General features: G+C 58.2%; 18 protein-coding genes, 3 pseudogenes and 1 riboswitch. Of the genes and pseudogenes, 13 read left to right on the top strand and 8 right to left on the bottom strand.

All coding sequences use genetic code 11. From position 1 onward, the window contains the following. Positions 1–386: 386 nt before the first annotated feature. The 3 genes from NKI35_RS28320 to NKI35_RS28310 all read right to left on the bottom strand — a co-directional run bounded on the left by NKI35_RS28320 (position 387) and on the right by NKI35_RS28310 (position 3,546). Positions 387–1,229, bottom strand: coding sequence for a hypothetical protein (locus NKI35_RS28320; protein ID WP_352742051.1), 843 nt, complete (start codon positions 1,227–1,229; stop codon positions 387–389). 501 nt (positions 1,230–1,730) lie between these two features. Next, on the bottom strand, positions 1,731–2,513 hold the full coding sequence (locus NKI35_RS28315; protein ID WP_023820166.1) for a hypothetical protein: 783 nt from the start codon (positions 2,511–2,513) through the stop codon (positions 1,731–1,733). Between the two features lie 484 nt (positions 2,514–2,997). Then, complete coding sequence (locus NKI35_RS28310; protein WP_352742049.1) at positions 2,998–3,546, bottom strand: type IV toxin-antitoxin system AbiEi family antitoxin domain-containing protein; 549 nt, start codon at positions 3,544–3,546, stop codon at positions 2,998–3,000. 902 nt (positions 3,547–4,448) lie between these two features. On the opposite strand from NKI35_RS28310, the gene NKI35_RS28305 reads away from it, so the two are divergent. From NKI35_RS28305 to NKI35_RS28290, 4 genes and pseudogenes are all read left to right on the top strand, one after another. Continuing rightward, on the top strand, positions 4,449–5,591 hold the full coding sequence (locus NKI35_RS28305) for a porin (protein WP_352463750.1): 1,143 nt from the start codon (positions 4,449–4,451) through the stop codon (positions 5,589–5,591). An 18-nt stretch (positions 5,592–5,609) separates the two neighbouring features. Beyond that, positions 5,610–5,872: pseudogene (locus NKI35_RS28300) on the top strand (thiazole synthase); the annotation flags it as partial. A gap of 21 nt (positions 5,873–5,893) precedes the next feature. Further along, positions 5,894–6,424, top strand: a pseudogene (locus tag NKI35_RS28295) (thiamine phosphate synthase); the annotation flags it as partial. A gap of 879 nt (positions 6,425–7,303) precedes the next feature. After that, the gene (locus tag NKI35_RS28290; RefSeq protein ID WP_031203438.1) at positions 7,304–7,798 is read left to right on the top strand and encodes a MaoC family dehydratase; all 495 of its coding nucleotides are present in this window, start codon (positions 7,304–7,306) and stop codon (positions 7,796–7,798) included. An 801-nt stretch (positions 7,799–8,599) separates the two neighbouring features. On the opposite strand, the gene NKI35_RS28285 is transcribed toward NKI35_RS28290, so the two are convergent. Beyond that, entirely contained in the window at positions 8,600–9,076 is a 477-nt protein-coding gene (locus tag NKI35_RS28285) for a type II toxin-antitoxin system VapC family toxin (RefSeq protein ID WP_023685624.1), read from the bottom strand. Continuing rightward, positions 9,073–9,375, bottom strand: coding sequence for a hypothetical protein (locus NKI35_RS28280; protein ID WP_023671839.1), 303 nt, complete (start codon positions 9,373–9,375; stop codon positions 9,073–9,075). Before NKI35_RS28280 ends, NKI35_RS28285 begins: the two co-directional genes overlap by 4 nt. Before the next feature lie 388 nt (positions 9,376–9,763). On the opposite strand from NKI35_RS28280, the gene NKI35_RS28275 reads away from it, so the two are divergent. The 5 genes from NKI35_RS28275 (at position 9,764) to metE (ending at position 17,449) form a co-directional block, all read left to right on the top strand. After that, positions 9,764–10,108 (top strand): recombinase family protein, encoded by a 345-nt coding sequence (locus NKI35_RS28275; protein WP_023690648.1) that lies wholly within the window; start codon positions 9,764–9,766, stop codon positions 10,106–10,108. Positions 10,109–10,725: 617 nt separating this feature from the next. Next, the gene (gene glyA / locus NKI35_RS28265) at positions 10,726–12,063 is read left to right on the top strand and encodes a serine hydroxymethyltransferase (protein WP_023702973.1); all 1,338 of its coding nucleotides are present in this window, start codon (positions 10,726–10,728) and stop codon (positions 12,061–12,063) included. 53 nt (positions 12,064–12,116) lie between these two features. Next, a complete protein-coding gene (gene metK, locus NKI35_RS28260; protein WP_023693516.1) occupies positions 12,117–13,292 on the top strand; it encodes a methionine adenosyltransferase in 1,176 nt (391 codons plus the stop codon). 108 nt (positions 13,293–13,400) lie between these two features. Continuing rightward, complete coding sequence (locus NKI35_RS28255; protein WP_352742045.1) at positions 13,401–14,393, top strand: adenosine kinase; 993 nt, start codon at positions 13,401–13,403, stop codon at positions 14,391–14,393. A 408-nt stretch (positions 14,394–14,801) separates the two neighbouring features. Then, a riboswitch (cobalamin riboswitch) is annotated at positions 14,802–15,003 on the top strand. Positions 15,004–15,097: 94 nt separating this feature from the next. Then, positions 15,098–17,449, top strand: a complete 2,352-nt coding sequence (gene metE / locus NKI35_RS28250; RefSeq protein WP_352742043.1) for a 5-methyltetrahydropteroyltriglutamate--homocysteine S-methyltransferase — start codon at positions 15,098–15,100, stop codon at positions 17,447–17,449. Between the two features lie 438 nt (positions 17,450–17,887). On the opposite strand, the gene NKI35_RS28245 is transcribed toward metE, so the two are convergent. Then, positions 17,888–18,943, bottom strand: a complete 1,056-nt coding sequence (locus tag NKI35_RS28245) for a cytochrome-c peroxidase (RefSeq protein WP_352742041.1) — start codon at positions 18,941–18,943, stop codon at positions 17,888–17,890. A 911-nt stretch (positions 18,944–19,854) separates the two neighbouring features. Here NKI35_RS28245 and NKI35_RS28240 point away from each other — a divergent pair. After that, entirely contained in the window at positions 19,855–20,208 is a 354-nt protein-coding gene (locus NKI35_RS28240) for a hypothetical protein (RefSeq protein WP_023671848.1), read from the top strand. A 137-nt stretch (positions 20,209–20,345) separates the two neighbouring features. On the opposite strand, the gene NKI35_RS28235 is transcribed toward NKI35_RS28240, so the two are convergent. Next, positions 20,346–21,428, bottom strand: a complete 1,083-nt coding sequence (locus tag NKI35_RS28235; RefSeq protein ID WP_352742039.1) for a glycosyltransferase family 10 domain-containing protein — start codon at positions 21,426–21,428, stop codon at positions 20,346–20,348. Between the two features lie 1,083 nt (positions 21,429–22,511). Between NKI35_RS28235 and NKI35_RS28230 the strand changes: the two genes are divergently transcribed. Further along, positions 22,512–22,985 (top strand): Ros/MucR family transcriptional regulator, encoded by a 474-nt coding sequence (locus NKI35_RS28230; RefSeq protein ID WP_023693512.1) that lies wholly within the window; start codon positions 22,512–22,514, stop codon positions 22,983–22,985. Between the two features lie 227 nt (positions 22,986–23,212). On the opposite strand, the gene NKI35_RS28225 is transcribed toward NKI35_RS28230, so the two are convergent. Then, positions 23,213–23,425, bottom strand: coding sequence for a cold-shock protein (locus NKI35_RS28225; RefSeq protein WP_023671852.1), 213 nt, complete (start codon positions 23,423–23,425; stop codon positions 23,213–23,215). 371 nt (positions 23,426–23,796) lie between these two features. Between NKI35_RS28225 and NKI35_RS28220 the strand changes: the two genes are divergently transcribed. Both NKI35_RS28220 and NKI35_RS28215 read left to right on the top strand, forming a co-directional pair. Further along, the gene (locus tag NKI35_RS28220; protein WP_245260682.1) at positions 23,797–24,024 is read left to right on the top strand and encodes a hypothetical protein; all 228 of its coding nucleotides are present in this window, start codon (positions 23,797–23,799) and stop codon (positions 24,022–24,024) included. A 1,006-nt stretch (positions 24,025–25,030) separates the two neighbouring features. Further along, a pseudogene (locus NKI35_RS28215) lies at positions 25,031–25,726 on the top strand (DDE-type integrase/transposase/recombinase); the annotation flags it as partial.

Below are 25,726 nucleotides of genomic sequence, written 5' to 3'. Positions count from 1 at the left end.
CCGAACAACAGACGCTCACCAATTTTTTCGTACAGTGAGCACTGGAAAAATTGAGCTTCCGCTAGCCGGAGCAGGAAAGAAGCCAGAAGAGTGCCAAAGGCGTTTATCTCAAGGACCTAACTTCATACATCGATAAGCGACTGTCTGAAGTGCGCTCCTTCAGGCGTAGCTATCAGCAGCCCACCTGTGGCATCTTTGCGCTCGGAGTTTCAGCAATTCCTAGATGACTCACAAGATGCTAGCTCCCGTCCGCCATTCGTGCCCATTCCCAAAATACACCCGATTGCCCGCGCAGAACGGCGAACCCTTCTCGAGCACTGGCTCGCCTCAGAATGCCGCTGCCCCAGTAATGATCAACGTTTGGAAGATCGTGGCGCGTGGTCGTCTCAGTTTTCATCCCGCTCCTCGGTTTCCTCGGCAAGAACCTCCCTCTCCTGCTCAAGTCTTCGAATAAGGCGATCGAACTCTTTGACCCCAATCGCGCCAGTTGAAACGAGGTGAAAGCTGGCATCTTTCGACAGCATCCCTGCCCACTCGCGCTGATCGCCGTGCGGGCTCGCCACTCGCTCGACCCCCTTGGGTTTGGCATGCGGGTCGCCGGTCAGCACCGGTGGCCATGAAAACCAATCATCCGCGTACGGGACCTTGTACGACTCCTTTGCCCAATATCGGTCATGGTCGAACCGAGGAACCCGATCCATGTCCACGCCCAGATCGTTCAATCGCTCGTAGAATCCCGTGTAATTGAAGTTCTGCGGGTCACTGTGGCCGTCCGGAATCCCGCGATCTATTTCTATATGTGGCACGATCGTGAGAACTCGATCGACCGTACGGCAAGCGCCAATATAACAAGCCGCTAGGCTCGTGTACTGCGCCGAGTTCGGAGAGCCCCCCTCCTCGTAGTCTATTTCAATGTTAATTGCCTTGCCCTTAAGGTCGAACTTAGGCAGCTTTCCGTTCTTTGGCTTCAAGCCGGACTCTGCCTTCGTCGCCCACACGTTCGTCTCTTGGAATGGCCACAAATGGACCACCTCTCCCGTTTTGAGAATTACCGCGTGCGACTTGTTACGCTTTTTCCCAATCCAAGGCTTCACTGTGTCGTAGGTGAGCTTTCCGTCCACGGTCTGGTGGAGGATGAAGTGAGTGCGCCCGGCGCAACTGCCGTCCATAAGGTCACAAGCGTCCTCGAGGTCAGCCAATGGATCTGTCGAAATATCGTTAATGCCCATGTCCCACTCCTAGCAAATAAATCCCCGATACTAGCATAGTAGCCGAGGCCGGCTCGTAGCCACACGGTCCGTTACAAGGACTCCGCCTTAAAGACCGTCTATGCCAACGGATTGGCCGAAAGACGAGGGCACTCTCGAAACCTTCCTGCACAAGCTGAGGCTGGAACTGGGCGAAGCCAAGTGAGCCAACAAGCTTTGGCTTCGGCTCAAGATCACAGGCCTTTGTTTGCCGGACCCCTACGTGGCTCTCATGGTTGACCGCCAAACTAGGCTACAAGGCCAAACTCCGAGAGATCAATCCGGAGGCTGTAGTCCATCCCACCGTCGACGCACGCTTTGAGTTCAGCGACGTCCCGCAGTGCGCCGGGTTCGGACCTTACCGACCTCAGGCTCCACGCAACCACAAGAAGTTCGCTCATTTTTACATCGAAGAAGCCACTCCTATCTAACACCGGCGATTCCGGTCGAACATGATCAATCGCTGCCGCCAACCTGCGGCTGTTACTTGGATTTCGTACTTCTGCCGTCCTGGTTCTGAGCCCTCTTGGGCTTGGAGTTCAGCGGTACGTCGCGCCAATAATATTCCGCGTAGCGCGAGAAGGCCCAAATGAAGCTGGCGGTCAGCCAAACCAGGGAGATTAGGACAAGGGACAGAAGCAAATTCTGCCACCACGGAGAAATATCTGCCCATTGCCCTGGATCATACCTGTTCAGATCGGTGGAGGAGGAGGGAAGCGCGTTTTCGACATTAATCCCGATCCAGAAGACGATGTTCGAAACAATAAAGAGCGATGTGGCCAGGTAGAGCGTGATCTCAATCCGGTTCGATATTCGATCCGCGACGGTGACGTTGAGCTGATAGAAAAACTTGGAAAAGAAAGTCACGAGAAAAAGCGTTGTCGCGGCAATGACCAGCGCCGGCGCCAGACGCTTTATCCATGGATCGACCGCATCGATCGGGATGACGTTGAGATTGAATATCCAGTCCACGATCAGAGCGGTTCCACCGACTCCGATAGTGAAGACGAGAACCCGCGCGATCTTATCACCTTGCCGATAGAACCTTTGCAACTTTTGCCGCGCCGCATCGACATAACGGTTCGTGTCAAATCCATACTCGTCGAGGAAGGCTATGAGCGCCAGAATGATGCCGAAGAATGCATCGCCGAAGGATTTGCCGTAGACGCCGAAAAGCGCGTAAGTGATAGACACGGCTGCGACAGCCAGTTTCAGATTGAAATGTCTTGACCTGGGCGTAGCCGGTTTGTTCAGCAAATCGTTCACGGTTTCCCTCCGCTGTAACATTTCCCCGACAGCTCAGAATAAGCCGGTTAGATCGAATTGCAATTGCGCGATGACGGGACGGTGTCGGTAGTAAGTTGCAACCTTTTTGGACCTTACAACCTGAATGAACCGAATTCACGCCCCTGAAATCGCTCACCTGTTAAATACTCAGAACAAGCTCGTCTTCATTACGACGTTCATTGAGCAGGATTGTTGAGCATTACCCTTTCATGAGCCCTGAACTCACGTGTGCTAGTGTGCCAGGCCTCTTGTCGCTGACCGTTCAGCGACCAGCAGGCGCGGTCTTGTCAATCACAGCTGAAATCGCCTTCTGCCACACGCCGACGAGGTCATGCGCTTTCACTACCAACTTTGCTCAACGGAAATTCTGGATCACGTTTGAGCACATGCCAATCTGAATTTTCCGCAACGATCTCTTTGATAATACTTCCGGGGTCATCCTGAAGTCACTCGCCTAGCCAGCTCAGTTCGCTTCAACGTAGGCAGCGGCTCGATACCGCCCATAGCCGACCTTCACGAGCAGCCCTTCCTCGCACATCCGGGAGAGGTAGCACCGTGGGATGCCGACGTCGGTGAGATCGCGAGTCCGTACCTCGCCGCGTTCTTGCGCCAGAGCAACGGCGCGATTCCGGAGCGATGGTGGACGCCCACCTGCGAGGTGTAGCGCTTCCGCGCGGTCCCGATCACGTTTTCGCATTTGATGCGGCAGTGCCGCGTCCCGGAGTAGCGCTATGGCGAATTCGTATTTCTCAGATTCATCGATCCCGGAGAGCCAACTTCCAAAGATTTGGCCAATCGTGAGCATTGGCGGCGGCATAAGCCGCAGCTCTTTGTGCAGCAGATGCGCGAGGTTGGCGGCTTCGGATTTGAGGACATTCCACGCACGGCCGTTTGTTCTGCCCAATTGAGCGCGGATATCGTGCCGCTCATCTACCATGGAAGCAGTCGAACGACGCCGCTCGCTGGCAAAGTGTTCGCCTGGCGCTTGCCCGATCTCATCGATTTCAAACACGGGAAGCTTCACTTCGAAACGCGCGAAACCTCTGTCGCACATACAACATAGACGCCACCGCTGACATTGTTCTAACCGGCGTCAATCACGATCATCGGATTGAACCGTGGTGGACCCTTGGCGAGCAGCGCACCGCCATCATTAGGGGGACAAAGGAACTTGGAATCGCGCTTGTAACGCACCCCGAACTTCGGTCTTCTGCTCGACAATCCGCGAACAGATGATCTTCACGCCATAAAGCGTATCGCCATCACATTCGAAGAATTCCAGCGTGAAGGGGTGGCCTGCGCACTCCATCCTAACGGCCGGACCTATCGGGACTTTGAGCGCTGGTCGAGACTTATTGCCGAGCGCTGTTTGGTGCAAGGCTGCAGCGCGTAGTTGTCGAGCATCAGCTCGCCAACATGACGGCGTCGTGCCGAGCGGTGCCGCCGCATGATGCCTCAACGTCGGGCTCACCACAAACAATGCTGTCCCCATTGAACGAAACTGTCGCGAAGCGAACAGTCGAACTGTAGCCGAACGTTTTCCGTTCGTGCTTGGGTGGATCCGCAAGGCAAAAACAAGGAAGTGCGAACCAAGGTCCTCCCGCACAATTGAGCTTCAAGCCGCAGCTGGTCGTCAGGCTGGCACGTCATTTGCGGTCGAATGCAGGACCCTTTGTGACGCCTACCTCTACCAGCTGAGTTGACTGTGATGATTGTACAAAATTTTGCATACCTCCATTTCGGCGAAAATTATGTTATCGGCAGCTAAAACCAAATATTGGACAACAATCACCAGAGTACATTCTAGGATATCCTTCAGGGCTTAGCTGACGGCGCAGCAAAACTGCGCACGTTTCAAAGCTGTTCACAGAATCACTCGCGTCCATCACTTTATTATTAAAGCGGAGATCGACAATGACCATTAGGAGCCTCCTCCTCGGCTCAACTGCGGCACTGATTGCCGTTTCCAACGCTCGCGCCGTCAGCACCGCCGCCGAGCCTGACCCGACTGAGTACGTCAAGATCTGCGACGTCTACGGCTCGGGCTACGTCTACATTTCAGGCACCGAGACCTGCCTGCGAATCGGCGGCTCTGTCCGTTACAACGTCGGATTATTTGACCACTCAAGAACCTCGGATGTGAGGACTGGTGAGCATCAGAGCGCGTGGCAAAACAACACACGCTTCACATTGAAAACCTGGACCGGCCAGGAGACCGAACGCGGGACGTTGAAGACCTACACCGAAACCCGCGTGAACTTCGGCAGCCACCAGACATCGGTTTCGGACAGTTCTCGGTCCTATGCCTTGAACGGAGGCAGCGGCCTGACTATCGCCTGGATTCAGCTTGGTGGCCTGCGAGTTGGTAAGGACCGGTCGGCTTTCGACATGTTTATTGGCTGCGCGGGTGATGTACTGAACCAGACGCCGGCTCCGTACGGCGCTTTCGATACCAATGTGGTTCAGTACTACTTGGACGCAGGGAACGGCTTTTCGGCCGTGGTTTCGCTGGAACAAGGCTCGGACGTGGTCGGCACAATCGACAGCTACGCTCCCCACATAGTAGGCGGCTTGAAATACGCACATGGCTGGGGAGCGATCACCGGCGTTGCAGCTTATGATAGCAACTACGAATCGGTGGCCGCCAAGGTCCGTGTCGACATCAATGTCACCAACGAACTATTGCTATCCGGAATGTTGGGCTACGGTTCCCATGGCCAGCTCAACTACGGCTCGACGAATTCGGTAGACGCTCATGGTCGCGGTTTCTATAAACCTTGGGGTGGGAACTGGGCTTTCTGGGCTGGCGCCGGTTACGAGCTCACCGAGTCAGCTTCGTTCAACCTTCAGCTCTCGGGTGATCAGCTCAACAACTATGGTGTCGCTGCGAACGTCGCCTATGCGTTCCTTCCCGATTTCACAGTTACGGCTGAACTCGACTATGACCGCTACGGAGGCTCCGCCGTCGGAAAGGTGAAAGCTTCCGAAGTGAACTGGACCAATGCCAACAAGAAGAGCAGTGTCGGCGGTATCCTGCGTTTCGAACGCTCATTCTAATGCGATGAAGCGTTGAGCTCCGAGGTCCAGTTGATGCGCGGACATTCCCCCTACATTCCGTTGATTGTGCATGCACGGCTCGGACGGCCGTCGTACGCGGCGACCGTCATAGAGCTCGGTTTGACGCCGTGCTCCTGAACACGGCGGTCCCGAGGGCGGCCGATCCGGTCGGCATGGCGCGTGCGTTCGGCAAAGCGGTCGATGCCGGTCGTGAAGCTTTCAGCTCGGGAATGCTCGAACGGCGCTACCCACCGACGATCGGCAGGGCCGTCTTCTCATGAAGTCGTGGACGTGCCGGCTGGATTGACCGGCTGGTGCGGCTCGGCGTCCGTCTGGTGCAGCTCCGGATAAAGGATATGGAGGAGAAAGGACTGCAGACGGAAATCCGCCGCGCGAACGACGCCTGCGCGGTCCATGGTTGCCAAGTGAGTCAACGACATTTGGCGCACGGCAATCGAGGAAGGCTGCGACTTCGTCCATCTTGGTCAAAAGGATTTGGCTGCCGCCGATGCTGGCGATGAAATACGTCGGATTGAAGCTCGGCCTGTAGATCCAACGATCACACCGAACTGGAAACGGCGCCAGTGGCGGAACCGGAGTATGTGGCGCTCGCCCCAGTCTATCCAACAGCCTCAAGAAGATGAATGGGCGTCGCGAGGACTCGAGCGGATCAGCGGTGGAAGCACCAGGTCGCGCCGATCCCATTGGTCTGCATCGGCGGCCTCAACCTGACCGTCTCGAAGGCGTTTTTTGAGGCTGGCGCGGAAAGCGCAGCCGTGGTCACCGACTTTGCGCTGAACGACGCCCCAGAAGCGCGCACGCGAGAATGGATCGAAAGACCAGAGCAATGGCGCCGAGGCGAGAACCACATGTGCTCGTTGCTGTCGGGTCAGACACCAGCGGTGGGGGCTGGAATTGCCCGCGAGATCCAGACGATCGCTTCCAGTGGCGTGCGCACCTGCCTTGCTGTCAGCGCGCTGACGGTGCAAACCCATGAACACGCCTGGAAATCCAAGTTACGCAACCCCGTCCGGTGGCGGATCAGATGCGCGCTACGCTTCAGCCTAACAGAGTGGCCGCCACCAAGATCGGCATGCTCGCAACGGCTGAGATCGATCGTCGCTGCGGTTGCCGCTGTGCTGCGCGAATATCCGCGCACCGACAATCCAGATCCGGTGCTGGCTTCCACGTCAGGCCGAGCGTTCTTGAAGCAAGCGCCATCCCGCATCATGAAGTAGCATCTGATGCCGCTTTGCCGTGTCGACACCCAATGTCATTGAACTGGCGCTTCTTGCCGGCTCAGTGCTACCGGTGAATGAGGCCGGCGCGCTTCAACAAGGACCACAAGCCACCCCGTCTGCTGGACTCCTCCAAATTCGAAACACGGATGGTTACTATCCAGACAATTGATTTTATCAATCTGCGACAATACCGCATAGCGGCGCCGGCGGAATGATCACCGGTAGCAAGACGAGCTGTTTCGTTGGCCTGTAGGACGCGCACCGCGACCGAGGTACAAGCCAGCCCGTCTGCGGCCATGTTCGGATCGGGCGCATCGGTGCGCCGATGAGATTGCCGGCGGAACGTTCTATTCGTACAGCCGTGACGGCAGTCATCTCACCGGCGCCATCCTGCCGATGGATGGCCGGCAGTCGGTGCAGCATGGGCTGACACTGTTCGGAATGAAGCCGCCCGCGCTTCGGACGGTTGAAATGGAGGACATTAGCGTGGAACCGATCAGTCTCGACGAACTTCTGGCCAGCGTCGGCAAGGAAGTCGGCGTGTCGCCGTGGCGGGTGGTCTCGCAGCAGATGATCGACCAGTTCGCCGAGGCCACCGATGACCACCAGTTCATCCACTGCGATCCGGAGCGCGCCAAGCGCGAGACGCCGTTCGGCGGCACCATCGCACATGGCTTCCTGTCGCTTTCGCTTTTGTCGGCGATGACTTTCGAGACCATGCGGCCGCTCGAAAACTGCAAGATGGGTGTCAACTATGGCTTCGAATCGCTGCGCTTCCTGGCGCCGGTGAAAACCGGATCTCGCATCCGCACCCGTTTCGTACTGGCCGACGTCAAGGTCAGGCCGTCGGGCTGGGTGCAGACGGCGCTGGGCGTGACGATTGAGATCGAGGGCTCGAAAAAGCCGGCGCTGACCGCGCGCTGGTTGACGCTGACGCTGATCAAACGCCAGCCGGAGGCGGCCTGAATTGCTCAACGAGCATCAGCAGAGACGATCTTCAACGTGCCGGGGCGATGTAGGCGACTAGCGCACCGATCGGCAACGCGGCCACGGGGGTCGGCTAGATAGAGTGGCAGGAATGCCTAATCGGGGCTCCGACTCGGAAGGGGCTTCGATGTATCGGAAGCGCTTCGGCTTTCGGCGCTGCATTCCTTCTTCACGAAGGTCCATGGAGAATTCCCGACCACGGGGTCGAAAGATCGGCTTGTGATCGGAGTGGGCAGATCCTCCCCGACTGACTCTGCCAATAGGGTGTTATCGAGTCAACCGGGTCGAACTTGAGGTCGCGGGTGTCGCTGATCGGCTGCTCGTCGAGCTCGAGAGCTGCCAGCTAAAGGAAGAACACGGCTATGAAGAGCTCCGCAGTTGATGTGGATGCCCAGAGCTGGGAGTGCAGACCGACGAGTTCCCAGCGGGCGAACTTGCCATTGGTAGCGCGCCAGACCAGTGGCGAGAAACCCTCGATGAGAAGGCCCCCGAGGCGCACGCGGGATGGACTACAGTGGCGTTTGGCGAGAGGGCCTTCGAAGACGAGATCGAGTGTAAGATGGACGAGCTCGACACGCGTATCGCGCAGTCCCTGCGATCGCGCCTTGTTCGCGGCGCTCGTGCGTGCGAACTGTTGGTAGATCGAGCTGACTAGATGAACCGGGATGGCATTAAAGCGGAACTGGAAGAGACGTCCCTGGCCGAACTAAGTAAGATCAATCCAGCCATCGCTAAAGGTAGGCGAACACGAGACGTTCGGACTCCGTGCCGCTGAAATCCTCAAATTGAAACGGCCGGACCGTTGGAGCTATCATCACCCGCTTGGCTTCCAGAGCTACGGAGCGGGTTGATTATCTGAACGTCCTCGAAGTCCTTTTCATTGTCGGTCACTACGACACACTCGTTGGCTTCGGCTACAGCGGCAATGATTGTGTCTAGGGCGCTCCGCGAACGGCCTCTGGCTTTGCCGTTGGCCATCAGCCGCGCCCACACGAGGCCAGCTTTCTCGTCGAACGATAGCACGCGGCCAGCGAACAGCGCTTGCGGGCCTTCGGAGCCCTCGAACCAAGTTTCAAGGCTGCTGCGCTTTTTCCCCTTCGGCTTCTCTAGGATGCCTCGGCGAATTTCGGCGACAGTAAGCGAAGCAATGAAGAGGTCTTCGTCCTTCTGCGCGCCCATCCAGGCCAGCAACGAGCCCGAAGGCTCCGGCTTTATGACGTTGCTGATGATATTGGTATGAAGAAGGTAGCGCGTCACAGGTCGATCTTGCGCCCCTCTTCGCGCGGCCGGCTGAGGTCGAGATTGGAGCCAACCAGAGGCGAGCGACGCAACGCGGCGAGAATGCTGCCCGCTTTCGGTGGCTCACCCGCCACGGCTTGCTGTATGGTCCGACGAAGCTGTCGGGCATCCGGCCCGCTCTCCGTTAATTTTCGGGCAAGAGTTCGCAGCAGATCGCGGTCTGCGTCGAACGCCTGGATCTCGAACCGCGCGATGCCGCGCTCAGCCAGGCGAGAGCGATAATTCTCGATGGCTCTCTTCTGTGCAGTGTTGCCCATCGCGTGCCTCCGTTCTCTATCCGGATATATAGCCATGGCTTCTTCGGAGCACAAGGTGCCCCGTCATCGGCCAGCACTGGCTCCTGCGCGACGCGCGCTATTGATAGAATTCCAGCTTGTCGAACCACTGACTTGGCATCATTGTCGCGAAACGGAGTATTTCGCGTCAGGACAGGAACGCGATCATAGCGCGCCGAAACGGCAACAGCCGAAAAGCTTCGTGTGGTCGCCGGCGCGGCCCGCGAATCGGCTGTGTCTGCGTCGCCGAAGCCCGATCGACGCTTCGTCATCTGGTCCGGCTGCTGGCACGACAGGCCGCACGGGATTTCGTTCAAGCCGAAACGGATAGCCAGACGCGAGACCGCGTCCCGGAGTAAGGGGCCGCCTCATGAAGGTCGCGCTTGGCGCTCGCTACTCAACTGACAATCACCGAGACGCCTCGATCGAGGATCAGTTGCGGCTCTGCTGCTTGCGTGCTGAAAAGCAAGGCTGGACAGTCGTCGACAGCAATACCCACCGCGCGATCTGCGGCGGGTCGCTGTTGCGTCCCGGCCTTCAGGAGCTGATCAGCGATGCGATGCAGGGCAAATTCCTGATCGTGCTCGCAGAGGCGATGGACCGCCTGACCATGACCGCTGCAAACCGGGAGCAGGCCAGGCTGGGCAAACGTTGCAACAGATCCTTCAAGGAAATTCATAGACTCTTAGCAACTCCGGCTCGCTGTGAATGGTAGGCTTATTGCAACGTCTGAGGTCAGTGGTTCCAAACCGTGGCCCCGCTTGTCTTCGACTGGCCGAACTGCTTGCAATTCGGCTAAAGGCAAAAGAACGCCCTTTGTTGTTCGACAGGGCGATATCGGCAGTCGCCACAGCCACCGAGATTTGTCCGGTCGTTGGACAACCTTCAAAAGCTGCGACTTCTGTGGAGGACGCGAATGAGAAATTCGGTAGGACTTTGTCCTGAGCCATGATGACACTGGTTAGTCGCCTACGCATGGCAGCGCATCCTGACCGCCTTCGAATCCTGGGCCTTTGTGCGCATGCGGACCTAACTGTCTGCGAGCTAGCGGAGATTCTGAGCGTGTGTCGAGAGCGGGTTGCGCGACACGTCCGGCTGCTCGCCAGGGCCGACTTTCTTTGCTGCAACGAACAGCCTCCGTGGCGCTCGTACCATCGCAACGCAGGATCCAACGACGGCGGGCTGTTCAATTATTGGTCGATCTCCTGCCCCATCGCGACGGCTATCATAAACAGGACCTGCAGCGGCTCGAAGCGGTACGAGACACGCGGCCGAAAGGGACCGCGTGCTTGATCGTGAAATAGGTCAATCCAATTGGAGCGCGAAGCTACCATGGACAACTCCGCAGACGGCGCGATCGCACAGCCGGACACCCACGGGCGGTCTTCCTTGGCCGCGGTTGATTGCCGCGTCCACGAGCTGCTTCTGAGACAGGAGCGGCAGGAGCGGACGACCCTCAAGCTCATCGCCTCAGAGAACTTTGCGTCCTCGGCCGTGCTGGAAGCGAACGGCTCGATTTTCACGAACAAGTACGCCGAGGGGTACCCCGGCGCGCGCTACTACGCTGGAAACGAGATCGTTGATGAGCTTGAGGATCTGGCCATTGGGCGCCTGAAAACGCTATTTGGCAGCGAGCATGCCAACGTCCAGCCTTATTCCGGCTCGCCGGCCAACCAGGCTGTCTATCGTGCGCTTTTGAGTCCCGGTGACAAAGTCATGGGCTTGCCCCTTCCGGAAGGGGGCCATCTGACTCATGGTTGGGCCATCAACTTTTCCGGAACTGACTATCAACGCGTGCCCTATGGACTAGATGAAAAGACACAGCAGATTGACTATGACCGCTTGCGCGAGACAGCCAAGCGGGAACGGCCGCGGCTCATTTGGGTCGGCGGAACCGCTTACCCGCGTGTCTTTGACTACGCGGCAATGGCAGAAATTGCCCTGGAAGCGAACTCCTATCTCGTAGCCGACATTGCGCACATCAGCGGCCTGATTGCGGCGGGAGCGCACCCGAATCCCGTGGGCCATTGCGACGTGGTCAGCAGCACGTCCCACAAGTCGATCCGCGGTCCCCGCGGTGGCTTCATTTTGTCAAGGAACGAAGATCGCTATCAGGCCCTGTATCATACAAAGAGCAAATACAATCTCGCCAGACGAATAGACCGGGCGGTCTTCCCTCACCTGCAAGGCGGACCTCACATGAATGCCATCGCTGCGCTAGCGGTTGCCTTGCACGAAGCCGCGAACCCGTCCTTCCGAGGCTACGGCCAACAGACGGTCAAGAATGCCAAGGCTCTGGCACATGCACTGCTTGAGCGAGGTTATGACCTGGTTACCGGGGGGACGGACAATCACATGCTGATCCTTGATCTTCGCGATCGGCCACTATCGGGCAAGGCCTATGCCGAGCGACTAGCAAAGGCAGGGATCATCACAAACTTTAATATGGTGCCTGGCGACCCGCGGCATCCGGCGGTCACAAGCGGAATTCGCCTGGGGGCGCCAGCAGTGACGTCAATGGGCATGCGCGATGTGGAAATGGTGCAAATTGCTGGCTTCATTGACTCCGTCCTCCAGCGGCCAGACGACGAAGATCTCCATGCCTGCGTGCGAAGAGACGTTGCCGACTTGTGCGCTGCGTTCGAGGTCCCGGGCATCTCCGACAAGTAAGGTGGGCCAAGCAAAATGCCCATACCACATCCAACATCCGAAGCGAGGTATTCATGGCTAGGCAGTTCGTGTTCTCTTCCGAATCGGTTGGCGCGGGGCACCCGGATAAGTTGGCCGACAACATCTCGGATGCCATCCTCGATGCCATCCTCCGCACGGATCCCAAGGCGCGCGTCGCCTGTGAAGCGTTGGTAAAATCAGGGATAGTCGTTCTGGCTGGCGAGATCACCAGCGATGCCCAGGTGGATTACAGCCAAGTTGCGCGCGATACGATTCTCGACATTGGGTACGACGACGAGGCCGTCGGCTTTGACGGCCGGCGTTGCTCCGTCGTTCATGCCCTCACCGAGCAGTCGCCCGACATCAGCCAAGGCGTTGACGAGGGAAGAGGGCAAGACCTCCAGCAGGGAGCGGGAGATCAGGGCCTCATGTTCGGCTACGCATGCCGCGAAACCGATACCCTGATGCCTTTGCCGATCCAGCTCGCTCATCGCTTGACGAAACGGCAGGCGTATGTCCGGAAGGCACAACAGCTTGGCTGGTTGCGTCCTGACATGAAATCCCAAGTCTCAGTGCGCTATGAGGGGTTGCGCCCGGTCGCCCTGGATACCATCGTCGTGTCGACGCAACATGACGAGCAGGTCTCGCAAGAGACTGTCCGCGAGGGCGTCATTGAGGAAATCATAAAGCCTGTCCTGCCGACCCACCTGGAGACGGAAGGCATCAGAATTCTGGTCAATCCGACGGGGCGGTTCGTAGTCGGCGGGCCGCGTGGCGACTGCGGTCTCACTGGACGCAAGATCATCGTCGATTCCTATGGCGGGATGGGTCGTCATGGCGGCGGCGCCTTCTCGGGCAAGGACCCGTCCAAGGTTGACCGCTCGGCTGCCTATGCAGCCCGCTATGTCGCAAAGAACATCGTCGCTAGCGGACTTGCGGACGTGTGCGAGGTGCAGCTTGCTTACGCAATCGGCGTGGCCAGTCCGGTTTCCGTCATGGTCAACACGTTCGGGACAGCCAGGGTTGAGGAAAGCAGGATCGAGCGCCTCATTCTTGAGTTGTTCGATCTCAGACCGAAAGGCATTATCAAGATGCTTGATCTCTTACGCCCTATATATCGCAATACAGCGACCTATGGCCATTTCGGCCGTGAAGAGCCTGATTTCACCTGGGAGAAGACAGACAGGGCGGACGAATTGCGTCGCGAGGCAGGACTCGCCGCCCCGTGAGAGCCGCCGGCGAACGGATTGGCAAGCGGAAAGCCCATTTCCACCGGGCAGACCCGCGCCTGGCAGGCGTGGCGAGAAGCCGGCTCGGGTTTTTTGGCGGAGACATTGATGCCGGATTATGACGTGCTTTGCATCGGCAATGCCATTGTCGACATCATCGCCCAGTGCGACGAGGCATTCCTCGAGATCAACGGCATCATCAAGGGCGCGATGAACCTGATCGACACGCGCCGCGCCGAACTGCTCTACAGCCGCATGGGCCCGGCGATCGAGGCCTCCGGCGGCAGTGCCGGCAACACGGCGGCCGGCGTAGCCAGCTTCGGCGGACGCGCCGCCTTCTTCGGCAAGGTCTCCAACGATGCGCTGGGCGAAATCTATGCGCACGATATCCATGCACAGGGTGTCGCCTTCGACACCAGGCCGCTCAAGGGCGAGCCGCCGACGGCGCGCTCTATGATCTTCGTCACGCCCGACGGCGAGCGCTCGATGAACACCTATCTCGGCGCCTGCGTCGAGCTTGGCCCTGAGGATGTCGAGGCCGACAAGGCATCCGGCGCCAAGGTTACCTATTTCGAGGGCTATTTGTGGGATCCGCCGCGCGCCAAGGAGGCGATCCGGCAGACGGCGAAGCTCGCACACGAGGCCGGACGCGAAGTGTCGATGACGTTGTCGGATTCGTTCTGCGTCGACCGCTACCGGGACGAGTTCCTCGAGCTGATGCGCTCGGGCACTGTCGACATCGTCTTTGCCAACAGCCACGAGATCAAGTCGCTCTACCAGACAAAATCCTTCGACGAGGCGCTGGCTCAGATCCGCAAGGACTGCAAGATTGCCGCCGTCACCCGTTCCGCAAAAGGCTCGGTGATCGTGCGCGGCGACGAGACCGTGGTCATCGAGGCGACCGCCATCAAGGAGTTGGTCGACACCACCGGCGCCGGCGACCTCTACGCCGCCGGTTTCCTGCATGGCTACACGCAGGGCCGCAACCTCAAGACCTGCGGCGACCTTGGCTCGCTGGCGGCCGGCCTGGTGATCCAGCAGATCGGCCCAAGGCCAAGGCAGAATTTGCGCCGCGAGGCGGAAGGGGCTGGGTTGCTGTAGATGCGCCGGCAACTAACCAGCCGCCCTACTGACGCGATGACCGCAGTGGCGGAACTGTGTCAAAGCTCGCTGATAGCGACAGCCACTCGCTTCGGAGAACTGACCCATGCTGCTGCCGTGAAGCTCGCTGGAGGAGCGGTGCAAGGCGTGCTTGCCATGACGGCATTCACCGTCATCCAGATCGTCACCAGCATTTTCCAGAAGCTCAGCTTGGGGAAGGCCAGTAAGGTTCCTGAGGTAACGGAGAACTCGCGGCGTCCGTCGGACTTGACTTGCGATCACGTCCCACGATGCCGAATGCGGGCAGCAGACTGAATATTTCACAATGCTAGACAAAGGCGTAAAAGCGCGATCACATAGCGACATAAACATTTCGTTATGCGTCATTGACAAAAGAGCGAACTGCTGTGATTGTCTGCGTGTCGTGGTTCTCGCGTGCGGCGCTGCCGCAGCGGAGCTAAGAGGGAAGCCGGTGCGATGCCGGCGCTGCCCCCGCAACTGTTAGCGGCGAGCCAACCCCAGTCACGTCACTGAGGCGAATACCCTCAGGAAGACGGGTAGAGGCTATGACCCCGCGAGCCAGGAGACCTGCCACGCGAATTACGTCCACGGGCGGGGTGTCTCGGTGGCCGCTGCAACCCGGCGTTGATGCCGGCCTGCTAGCGCCTTCCTTGTCACCGACGCCCCAATCATCGGGGTATGACATGACTGTCTCTCAGCAAATTCCTGTAGCAACGCTCGGCGTGCCGCGCTTCGGTCGTCGGCGAGAACTGAAATTCGCGCTTGAAAGCTACTGGTCCGGAACATCGTCCGCTGGCGACCTTCTCACGACGTCGAAGGCGCTCCGTGCCGCTAGCTGGGAAGAGCAGCGCGATCGCGGCGTGTCGAAAATCCCGTCGAACGACTTCTCGCTTTACGACCATGTGCTCGACACCGCAGCCATGGTCGGGGCCGTTCCATCCCGTTACGGCTGGAATAGCGGCGAGGTCCCACTTGACATCTACTTCGCAATGGCGCGCGGCAACCAGGGTCAGACGGAGGATTGTGGACACGCTGGTTACCAGGTGGAGGCTCATGGACCTGGTGTAACCGCGATGGAAATGACCAAGTGGTTTGACACCAACTACCACTACATTGTGCCGGAACTCGATGATGATCAGACGTTCGCCCTCTCGTCATCGAAGCCGGTCGATTACTTCCTCGAGGCTAAAGCTCTCGGCATTCACACACGCCCAGTCATCCTTGGACCCATCACCTTCCTCAAGCTGGCGAAATCGCCTGCCGAGGGGTTCGGTCCCATCGCGCTCCTACCGCGGCTGCTGCCGGTTTACGAGCAGCTTCTGGAGAGGCTGAAGCTGTCGGGAGCCGACTGGGTGCAGATCGATGAGCCAGCGCTTGTCCTCGATCTGAACCCGAACGAACGAGCTGCGTTCGAATTCGCCTATGGCCAGCTGTCGAAAGCCGCGCCCGAGCTGAAGATCATGCTGGCTACGTATTTCGGGTCGCTGGGAGACAATCTCGAAACCGCGATTTCTCTGCCCCTGGCCGGCCTGCATATTGATCTCGTGCGCGCTCCCGAGCAGCTGGAAACGGTGGCTCGGCTCGCTCCGAAGGATCTGGTGCTCTCGGTTGGCTTGATCGATGGCCGCAACGTCTGGCGTGCGAACCTGCCCGCCATTCTCGACCGCATCAAACCGATCGTCGCCGGCTGGCCCTTGGACCGCGTCGAGATCGCGCCTTCTTGCTCGATGCTGCATGTGCCGATTGATCTGCGCATGGAGACGGAACTCGACGCGGACATCAGGTCGTGGCTCGCCTTCGCGGCCCAGAAGACCGACGAGCTGGTCTTGCTGGCCCGGGCCCTGTCCCAAGGCAGGGATGCGGTGGCAGGCGCGTTGAAAGCGTCTGCCGAGGCTGCCGCCACGCGCGTGACATCCACGAGGATCCATGACCCGCTTGTTCAGGGGCGGATCGCTAGCATTGAGGACAGCGCGAAGCGACGAGAGAGCGCTTTTGGCGAGCGCTCCAGAGTCCAGGCCGGCTCACTCGGGCTGCCGCCGTTCCCGACGACGACCATCGGGTCCTTCCCGCAGACGCCGCAGGTACGCAAGGCGCGGGCCGCTCATGCGAAGGGCCAGCTGAGCTATGTCGACTATGAGACGTTCCTGAAGAAGGAGATCGAGGCTGCAATTCGCTGGCAGGAAGAGATCGGGCTGGACGTGCTGGTGCATGGTGAGTTCGAGCGAAACGACATGGTACAGCATTTCGGCGAGCAGTTGTCCGGCTTCGCGCTCACCCAGCATGCCTGGGTACAAAGCTATGGGTCGCGCTACGTGCGTCCCCCCATCATTTTCGGCGACGTATCGAGGCGCAATCCGATGACAGTGCGCTGGTGGCAATTCGCCCAGTCGCTTACGGAAAAGCCCGTGAAGGGAATGCTCACAGGCCCAGTCACCATTCTCAACTGGTCTTTTGTTCGCGACGACGTACCCCGCTCCGAAGCCTGCCGCCAGATCGCGCTCGCCATCCGCGACGAAGTGACGGATCTCGAAAGATCCGGCGCAAGGATGGTCCAGATCGATGAGGCCGCGTTTCGCGAAGGATTGCCACTGCGCCAATCTGACTGGAAAGTCTATCTCGACTGGGCTGTCGAATGTTTCCGGATCGCTTCAACGGGTGTAAAGGACGCGACTCAAATTCATACCCACATGTGCTATTCGGAGTTCAACGAGATCATTCACGCGATCGCTGGAATGGATGCGGATGTCATTTCGATTGAGACGTCGCGCTCGAAGATGGAACTGTTGGACGCCTTCACGAGCTCCAAATATCCGAACGAAATCGGTCCTGGCGTCTATGATATTCACTCACCACGCGTCCCGGAAGTCGGCGAGATTTCGGACTTAGTCATGCTTGCCCGCGAGCGACTGTCCGACGGCCAACTGTGGATAAACCCGGACTGTGGCCTCAAAACACGCAAATGGGAGGAGGTCCGCCCTGCCCTCATTAACATGGTCGCTGCAGCACGCGCGCTCCGGCAGAAAGTGCAGGCGTGAGGCTTCTCTTCCTCACCGTGTGGGGAGTTGCCGGCTGGCGGATGTCGGCCGGGAATATGCCAAACCGATCACACTCTTGGAAATGAGCCACTCGGCGCAAATGTGCAATTTCCCTACGGCACGTGTCTTAATCCCGCAGAAATATAAATGTGGCACTACGCTATAATATCGGTTCCTTGGGGACATACAGGCCCCGCGCCTCGAACAAATCGGACACGCGTCGTTTCTCAAAGTAGACTGCTTGGCGCGTTCGCTCAGGCAGCGACAATATATGGTGCTGCGTCTGTCCGCCCCCAGTTGATCGCGCAGACTACGGGCGAGGTGGCAGGTTTCGGGTATCGCTAGCGTCCCGCCAATTCGGAGATGGACGTCGCAATTCGTGTCGCCAAGTAAAAATCGCCAATCATTTTCGATTGCGAGTCCGCAGCCAGTTGGCCCTTATTTTCCTGAGATCTGCGTTACAGGCCGGGGCGTTGTCGCCGTTTCTGAGGGTAAGATGGGATAGGCGACGTCAGGTGCCTCTCCGGTCAGCGAGTTGAGGAAGGCAACAAGCAGGTCAACTTCTTCGTCCGCCAGTACTACGCCGAGCTGGGTGGTCCCCATAATGGCGACGGCCTGTTTCAGATCCCAAACCTTGCCCGAATGAAAGTATGGCGCGGTGAGTGCAACGTTGCGCAGCGGCGCCACGCGGAAGACATAGGAATCGTCGGCTGCATTGGTGACCTCAAATCGGCCCTTGTCTTTGTCCGGCAGGACTTCGGCGCTGGGCCGTTCCATGAGGCCGAATGGGTAATAGGCTTGCCCACCAACGTTGATGCCGGCATGGCAGGACGAGCAGCCTTTGTCCATGAAAAGCACCAGGCCCTGTTTCTGTTCGGAAGTCATGGCAACCTCATCACCATTCAGGAAGCTGTCGAACGGGGCAGGTGTGACGAGTGTCGCCTCGAAGGCTTCGATCGCCTTGGCGAAGTTGTCGAAGGTGACCCGATCGGCTTCAGCCGGAAAAGCTGCATCGAACCACTCGACATATTGCGGCATGGACTTGAGAGTGGCGATGAGTTGGCCCGGTGTATTGGCCATTTCGATCCCGGCTTGGACCGGTCCCTTCGCCTGAGCCTTCAGGTCTTCGGCACGACCATCCCAGAACTGGGCGATGTTGAAGACAGCGTTCAGTACAGTCGGCGCGTTGCGCTGTCCCTTCTGCCAACCATGGCCAATCGAGGTTTCGTGATTGTCGTCGCCGCCGGTGGCCAGGTTGTGGCATGAATTGCACGACAAGACGCCTGACGCCGAGACGCGTGGATCGAAGAACAGTGCCTTGCCGAGAGCGATCTTTTCCGGGGTGATCGGGTTGTTGGCGACTGTCGGCGTGGTGGATGGCAAAGCCGTGAAGGTGGCCAATGCCGTATCTCTGAGGTCGGTGGGGATCGAATCCGCAGCAAAGGCGGTGGGTGCCAGCAAGGTGACAGCCATCGTACTGAATAGGATTTTCATAATTGGTCTTCCTGCGTCGTCCACGCAGCCATTATGCGATCTACGGCTCATGAACGCCCTGAGCTAGATCAGCTTGAGGGAGAGGACGGGGTCTCACACCTGTTTTCGCAGCTGAGCTGGGACCCTCTTGGAAGCGATCGCTCTTCTCGATTGGACTTCAGGGAGGAGGAGTATCCCTGGTTGGCAACCGGTTTTATGCATCAAAGCACGCCCTGAGGGCGGCTTCGTAGATTCGGTCACTGCGATCTTCCAGCCAAGGTTGAGAAAGTCGACAGCATCCGCAAGACTGGCAATCTCTTGCACGATGTGCGCTGCACGCCTTGCGAAAAGTGAGCTTCTGAAACGTCAGGGTTCTTTCGTTCCTCCTGACCTGCTGATTGCGTGAATCGGCCTTGTCGACACCCGCCGACTACACATTGTGATGTCACCAGCGATGGCGGTTTCAATACCTAAGCAGCGACGGTCTATGCGACAGTATGGAGGTCGTAGCGGAATAGCCGTTCTGCCTTCATCGATCGTCACACCGGCATATAGCTCCGCTTCTACGAACATCCCATCACGCGAGGATGGCGCGGCGCTTGAGCAGGTCCACCCGCTGCAACTGCCTCACACCTTGATCCACAGATCCTAGGCGATGACCATGTTGTCGTCATCATTTGACGGGCGCGCGGCATTGGCTCATAAGCGAGCCACCGCAAACTGTGCGGTTGCCAGTGCGTAATGAAGTGAATTGGAATGATCTTCGGTTTGGGAAACACGCACGTCCGACGCAGCTTGCGTTGACAGAGGCGGTTTTAGGCGCAATAGCACCTCCGCTGGCCTATTTTGTGGAGTTCAATTGTGGTTCGGCCAGAGGCGCGGGGCGCCGGACCGGCCCCTTGTAAACCTAATCAAAGAGAGAGAGATCCTGGATGGAAGAAATCTTACCGCGCATCGCCACTGGTGCCGGCATCGGCCCGGCTGTCGCAGAGAAGGCCGTTGGGTTAATGCTGGGTTTCCTGCGGAGCCACGCGGCCGACGGTCCCGGCGCGCGCATGATCGAGGCCATTCCGGGAGCTTCGGAATTAGTAGCGAAGTATCATGGCGACGACCCAGAGGGTGGCGGCCTTATGGGGCTCGGGCAGCAATTGATGAGTGAGGGTCTCAGCATGGCAAAGATCGCCGCCCTCGCCAACGAGACGATCGCCTGCGCCAAGGAACATGCCGGCGACGAACTCGTGGACGAGGTCCTCAATTCCGTTCCTGGCCTTCCCCAGTTCGTCTGATTAGCGGCAGCCGGGGGCGCATGACCTTGTGCGCCCGTGCCGGCCCGTTTGCGCAGCAGGCATTCTCCGCCGGGCGTTCCGCACCGATCTCGTGAGACCACCAACCGCCGGGCACGCGGAGCGAGCGTTGGAGTACTTCATTCGTCTATCGAAAAATCAACTTCAGGCGATTCGATGTGTATAATTTCTGGCGGTAAGGGTTTATCCTGAACGCTTTCGATGAAGCCCGCGAGATAGGCAAACGTATTGTATTTCTCGAGGACTAGCCGCTTCGCCTCTCTTATTGCGCCGCGACGTTCCTTCCAGAGGTCTGAGTTGATAATTTCTTGAATTTTTTGGATTACGTTCTTGTCCTCTGGGTCAATCAGAACCATAGAGTCCGAAGGGAAGAACCTCGTGATTGCCGGGCTGCCGTAATAGATCGGCATTGTTTCAGCGACGAAGCAGTCCATAAGCTTCTCTGTAAAATAGTAATCAGCACGAGTATTCTCGAACGCTATACTGTAGCGATAAGGTGCGAGTGCGTTCCATTTATCTCCAATCAGCCGAAAACCTCGGCCGAACAGGTCAAAATCGAGCTCCTTTCTTAGCCGTTCCAGAAACGCCAGCCGATACCGATGTCCTTTAAGCAGGGCGATGTTACTGGTAATCCATGATAGCCGAAGTGGCTTATCCATGACTTCGCTGACCAGAAGTTGGTCATATGTCTTGTTTACAGACCAAGACCGAGTGATCGGTGGAGACAAAACGAATCGGCGAGCTGCATTCTGCCGAGCAACCAGCTCTGCGTCAGACGTCAGGACGATAGTATTTTTCCCCTGCCCTTCATGAAATGCACGATGAGCTTTCGTCGGCGGTTCGCCGATTGCAAAAATTGTCCTGTTGGGGCTCGCCTCGATATCAACAGGGAGCCCAAAAAGAGAAGCAGAGTTAAAGACAATATGCCAATCGGGCACGAAGGATGTCGTGCGTACAAAAGCGACATTGTTCCAGATTCCACTGCCCTTTGGAGTGAGGTGGTGGATTGCATCATCCAAAACGCCCCAAGAATCTAGACATGTAGCAACAATGGGCGCCGGGCGTTCCGTCAACAATTTGGCCGACAAAGCAGTTCCACTCCCTTCACTCGTGAAGGTACTCAATCGCCATTCAGGATTGCGGTAACATCGGGCAGCATAAACCTTCAGGGACCTGCTGTCGAGGCAATTGTCGCTTTGCACTTGACCAGGTTCTTCCTCGCTTCGTGTGGTGATTAGGCCGGCTGAGTGGCAGCATGCGTGCCTAAGGAGTTCGCAGCCGGCGCTGCCTAATGGTACGTTTGATCGTCTTCAGGCGGTTGATCAGCCCTTCCGCCTCGGCCGTTCTCCACGGCAGTTCAATGGCATCGCGAACGGAGTCAACGTCACGGCGTAGGACCAGACCGAAACGCGTGATGGCGATGAGCCGGGTGACGCCAAGTCGATCGAAGTGCCGAGCTTGCCCAACTCACAGGCCCCGCAAAATGCCGCGGAGGGGCAAGGCAAGCCTGCGCATAGTGGCAAACTCATGTCATCCCTGCTTCAGGACGTCGACCTTTCTGGCCTGGTTGATCGTCAGCACATACGGAGGCTTCATGCAGAGGGCCTCGGCGACTACCGGCGAGATCACACGGCCGGTCGCGGCATTCTGTATGAGGACGCGTCGCTGGCTGGTTGATGCGTATGATTGATGCAGGCGGCTCACTGTCCTTGCCCGGCCTCTCGGCGCGGCGCCAACTTGCGAGAAGCCGCTCCAGATTCGAGAAGCTGCCGGTCGCCGCGCTGTTTGATATCGTGGAACAGGTGTCATCCGCAGCCATTGCCGCCTCTCCAGGACCGGCTAAGAAACGCCTCGAAATACATTGATGTCCTAGGTTTATCAGCGGCGGTTCCCAGCCCCTTTGCAAGAGCGGCTCACCGGCGATGAACTTACATCACTTTGGCCATTGCCAATGAACGTTTGTTCCATCGTCCCTGAAGCCCACCATCAACCGACCACTATCGCTCGATTTCACAGTCCAAAGAAGCAAAGCGAGACAAAAACAGCGCGCTTAGCCTCGAGGCTACTAGCGACTTCGGCGCTAAGTTAGAGCGGCACGCGCCACGCACCTCGGCAGGGTCGCCAACAACGAGTGGCTCAGCGGTCACGCCGCGAAATATGGCGCATCGATGTCGCTTCTGGACGAGCATTGGCAATAACGCAGTCAGAGACATTGTTGCTTTCAGCGGCAACCGGCCCTATGAAGCGACGCTTCGCTGACTATGTTTCACCGCCTGGAGAGTTTCATGACAGAAGAAGCCGGAAAAAACGTCGACACCCTCATTGAGCTTGCCGCCGATGTCGTGTCGGCCTACGTGTCCAACAATCCGATCCCGGTGGGGGATCTCCCTGCCCTCATCGGCCAAGTGCATGCGGCTCTGAGAGCGACGGCCGGAGGTATCTCTGCACAAGAGCCGGTTGCCCTTACGCCTGCAGTCCCGATCAGGAAGTCGGTGACACCGGACTACATCATCTCCCTTGAAGACGGGAAGAAATTCAAATCTTTAAAGCGCCATCTGTCGACCCACTATGGGCTGACGCCGGGTGAATATCGGGCCAAATGGGGCCTGCCGGTGGATTATCCCATGGTGGCGCCGAACTACGCCGCGAAGCGTTCGTCACTGGCGAAAACGATGGGGCTCGGCCGCAAACCGAAAGCGCCGAGAGAGCCGGAAGCGCCGGTGCCGACGAAGCGAACTCGCAAGAAGGTCGCGGCTTGATTGCGGCAATTGAAATTCCTTCTGCAGCGTTGCAGCCGTCGGCTTAATCTGGGCGTCGCATAAAAAAGGCGGGGCCGACCCCGCCTTCCTTTCCAACAACTTGTTTCATGAGGAATTCGCGACCCATGCAGCAATCTGCTGCCCTCACTTTTTGCTCGTCCCTATCGAGCGGCAGTGAGCACTTCCGGGCCTACACGCCCACTCTTGCGACTTCGCAGGAGAAAATTTCAACCAGCTTTGCTCAGGCTGCCAGCTGAGGACTTGCCAGTGCGGCGGTCCTGCTCGATCTCATAGTTGATCTTCTGGCCGTCAGCGAGGGTCGAGAGGCCCGCGCGTTCGACAGCGGAAATGTGGACGAAAACATCCGGACCGCCATTGTCGGGCTGGATAAATCCAAACCCCTTGGTGCTGTTGAACCACTTTACCGTTCCAGTCGTCATATACTTGTTCCTTCTTCTACAATGCACGTGGGCGGCCATTAGGCCTGTCCGAGTCATAGCCGAGAGTTGGGCGCAGCAAAAAGCGAAAAAATGTTAAGCCCCGATCGGCTGGCGCACTCCATTGTGGGCGTAGCCGCCAGCAAGCACTGTCCTATACTACCGCTCGAGCGTGGCCGGAAGCGCCCAATTTCCTCCAACGCTCCTCAGCGCCACGTCGATGGCTCGTGTTTGGAGGCGCGGGACGTAAGGCCGACCGCTGCTCGTGCCGCCAGGTCAAAAGGCCGGGTAGTTCACGGAGCTGCCTTCGTGCATAACACCTTGGGAGCGCCTTAAGGAGTTTCGAGTTGGATTGTTTCAAGAGGGTCGAGGGGTTGATCGATGCGACCAGCGTGGAAGCGATCGATAGCGCGCGCGTTTTGCTGGACCAGTTCAAGGGCAAGTCAGAAACAATCGCCCAAGCGATTGACGACTTCCTGCTTGATTTCATGACCTTGCTGTTTGTGGTAGAAGCCACCCGCGAACAGTTCCACAATCCGGCGAGGCGGTTAGCGCGCATCAGATTGAGCAAGGTAAGGCTGTTACTCACGCGATGCTCTTGACCTAAGCGACCACTCGCCAGGGTGCATTTGCAGCCGAGCGCACCAGGCGGTATTTTATGCACATGAAATCAATCGCGACCGCTAAATTCTGCTGTTTGGTTCCCATGGACGACGGCAAGCGCGGACAGCTTCCGTGCTGCTGTCCTGCAGCGGCAAATGTGCTGCATGCCCCCATCCAAGGCGAGCTCGACGTTTGTTTCTTACCTTGACCAAGGTCCCGCGAAAACACTCCCCTTTCCGCAGCAACTCATCACTGTTCAACCGCCTCGCGGCAGGCCATCACGCCAGAAGACAGCAACGGCATCGTTTTTCCCGCCCAGTCCTACGACCTCGTTTTCCAGCGCCTCGCGAATGTCGCCACCCGCCGTTTTTTTTCAGGTCCGTCTTCGCGCGCGAGCTGGGTCGGCGCCCACTTAGCTACGCTGCTCACGCCTCTACCCTTCAGCACCGCCCGGTCTGACTGTCGAGGACATCGGTCCGCTGGAGCGACAACATTTCAATTCTGACCGTCGGTGCAGCGGCCTTCGAAGCGCATCCCGTCCCCCTTCCCCAGCAGCGCGCCCAATCGTCTTCCAATGAAGAAGATATTCTCAGCCGTGCTCGCGTCGCCTTCAGCCCTGTTCGATGGCCCACAATGTCGGATGCACAACATGTCAGACTGACTTGTCCACATGCCTCGAATGTTTTCTGATCTGGCACGGTGCATGCGTGTTCGTCCGCAAGGCGGTCGCGGATCAAGGAAAATCCCTCCAATGACCATCCCCCCATGAACACCGCCGCCGGTCTCCTGGGCTCATCCCAAGATGAGGCTCGAGTGAGCCTTGGCCGCATGATTCATCTGGCTCGGCCTGCCCGCCGAGATCGAAGACGCAGCCCGTTCAGGAAAATGAGGAACAAATCACTGCCTCGAAACTTGCCTTTCCAACCGGAGCCATCGATCGCCCCCTAGTTGTTTGATCCCAGGCTTTGATGGCGCATACTTTTCGTCCGAATCAAAGGATGCGCTATGGGCCAGGTTCTTCATGGGAGCGCCACGACGACAGAGGCGATCCGTCGAGCGATACAGCATAGTCAAGAGAGCCTGAGGGCGCTGGCGAAGCGCTACGGCATCAATCAGAAGACGGTTAGGAAGTGGAGGAACCGGACGTCGGCCGCCGATCTTCCGACTGGCCCAGAGATCCGAAGTCGACAGTGCTATCGACTGAGGAAGAGGCGGTCATCGTCGCCTTTCGGCGTTATACGCTGCTGCCACTGGACGATTGCCTCTATGCTCTCCAACCGACGATCCCGCATCTGTCGCGGTCATCCTTGCATCGCTGCCTGCAGCGTCACGGGATAGGCAGGTTGCCGGATGTCGAGGGCGACAAGCCGGCAAGGAAGAAGTTCAAGGCCTATCCAATCGGCTACTTCCATATCGACGTCGCCGAGGTCCGAACCGAGCAGGGCAAGCTGCATATGTTCGTGGCCATAGATCGGACCTCGAAGTTCGCTTTCGTCGAGCTGCACGAGAAGGCAACGACAGCGGTCTCCGCCGATTTCCTGCGCCATCTTCTTGATGCTGTCCCTTACAAGATCCACACAGTGCTTACCGACAACGGCATTCAGTTCACGACCCCAGGTGCCGGCGGCTCGGCCGTTCCGCTGATCAAGGAAGCCATGGCGGCGGGAGAAATCATATGGGCGCACGCCTTCGAACATACTT

It is taken from the genome of Mesorhizobium sp. M0676 (assembly GCF_040320535.1).
Classification (GTDB): Bacteria; Pseudomonadota; Alphaproteobacteria; order Rhizobiales; family Rhizobiaceae; genus Mesorhizobium.
The sequence above is the reverse complement of the archived record's forward strand: the minus strand, read 5'-3'. Positions and strand labels throughout refer to the sequence as shown.

What these genes read in the sequence shown, in the direction of transcription:
- NKI35_RS28320 (WP_352742051.1), bottom strand. Translation starts at nt 1,229, where the DNA reads ATGGGCATTAACGATATTTCGACAGATCCATTGGCTGACCTCGAGGAC.
- NKI35_RS28305 (WP_352463750.1), top strand. Translation starts at nt 4,449, where the DNA reads ATGACCATTAGGAGCCTCCTCCTCGGCTCAACTGCGGCACTGATTGCC.
- NKI35_RS28290 (WP_031203438.1), top strand. Translation starts at nt 7,304, where the DNA reads ATGGAGGACATTAGCGTGGAACCGATCAGTCTCGACGAACTTCTGGCC.
- NKI35_RS28280 (WP_023671839.1), bottom strand. Translation starts at nt 9,375, where the DNA reads ATGGGCAACACTGCACAGAAGAGAGCCATCGAGAATTATCGCTCTCGC.
- NKI35_RS28275 (WP_023690648.1), top strand. Translation starts at nt 9,764, where the DNA reads ATGAAGGTCGCGCTTGGCGCTCGCTACTCAACTGACAATCACCGAGAC.
- glyA (WP_023702973.1), top strand. Translation starts at nt 10,726, where the DNA reads ATGGACAACTCCGCAGACGGCGCGATCGCACAGCCGGACACCCACGGG.
- metK (WP_023693516.1), top strand. Translation starts at nt 12,117, where the DNA reads ATGGCTAGGCAGTTCGTGTTCTCTTCCGAATCGGTTGGCGCGGGGCAC.
- NKI35_RS28255 (WP_352742045.1), top strand. Translation starts at nt 13,401, where the DNA reads ATGCCGGATTATGACGTGCTTTGCATCGGCAATGCCATTGTCGACATC.
- metE (WP_352742043.1), top strand. Translation starts at nt 15,098, where the DNA reads ATGACTGTCTCTCAGCAAATTCCTGTAGCAACGCTCGGCGTGCCGCGC.
- NKI35_RS28245 (WP_352742041.1), bottom strand. Translation starts at nt 18,943, where the DNA reads ATGAAAATCCTATTCAGTACGATGGCTGTCACCTTGCTGGCACCCACC.
- NKI35_RS28240 (WP_023671848.1), top strand. Translation starts at nt 19,855, where the DNA reads ATGGAAGAAATCTTACCGCGCATCGCCACTGGTGCCGGCATCGGCCCG.
- NKI35_RS28230 (WP_023693512.1), top strand. Translation starts at nt 22,512, where the DNA reads ATGACAGAAGAAGCCGGAAAAAACGTCGACACCCTCATTGAGCTTGCC.
- NKI35_RS28225 (WP_023671852.1), bottom strand. Translation starts at nt 23,425, where the DNA reads ATGACGACTGGAACGGTAAAGTGGTTCAACAGCACCAAGGGGTTTGGA.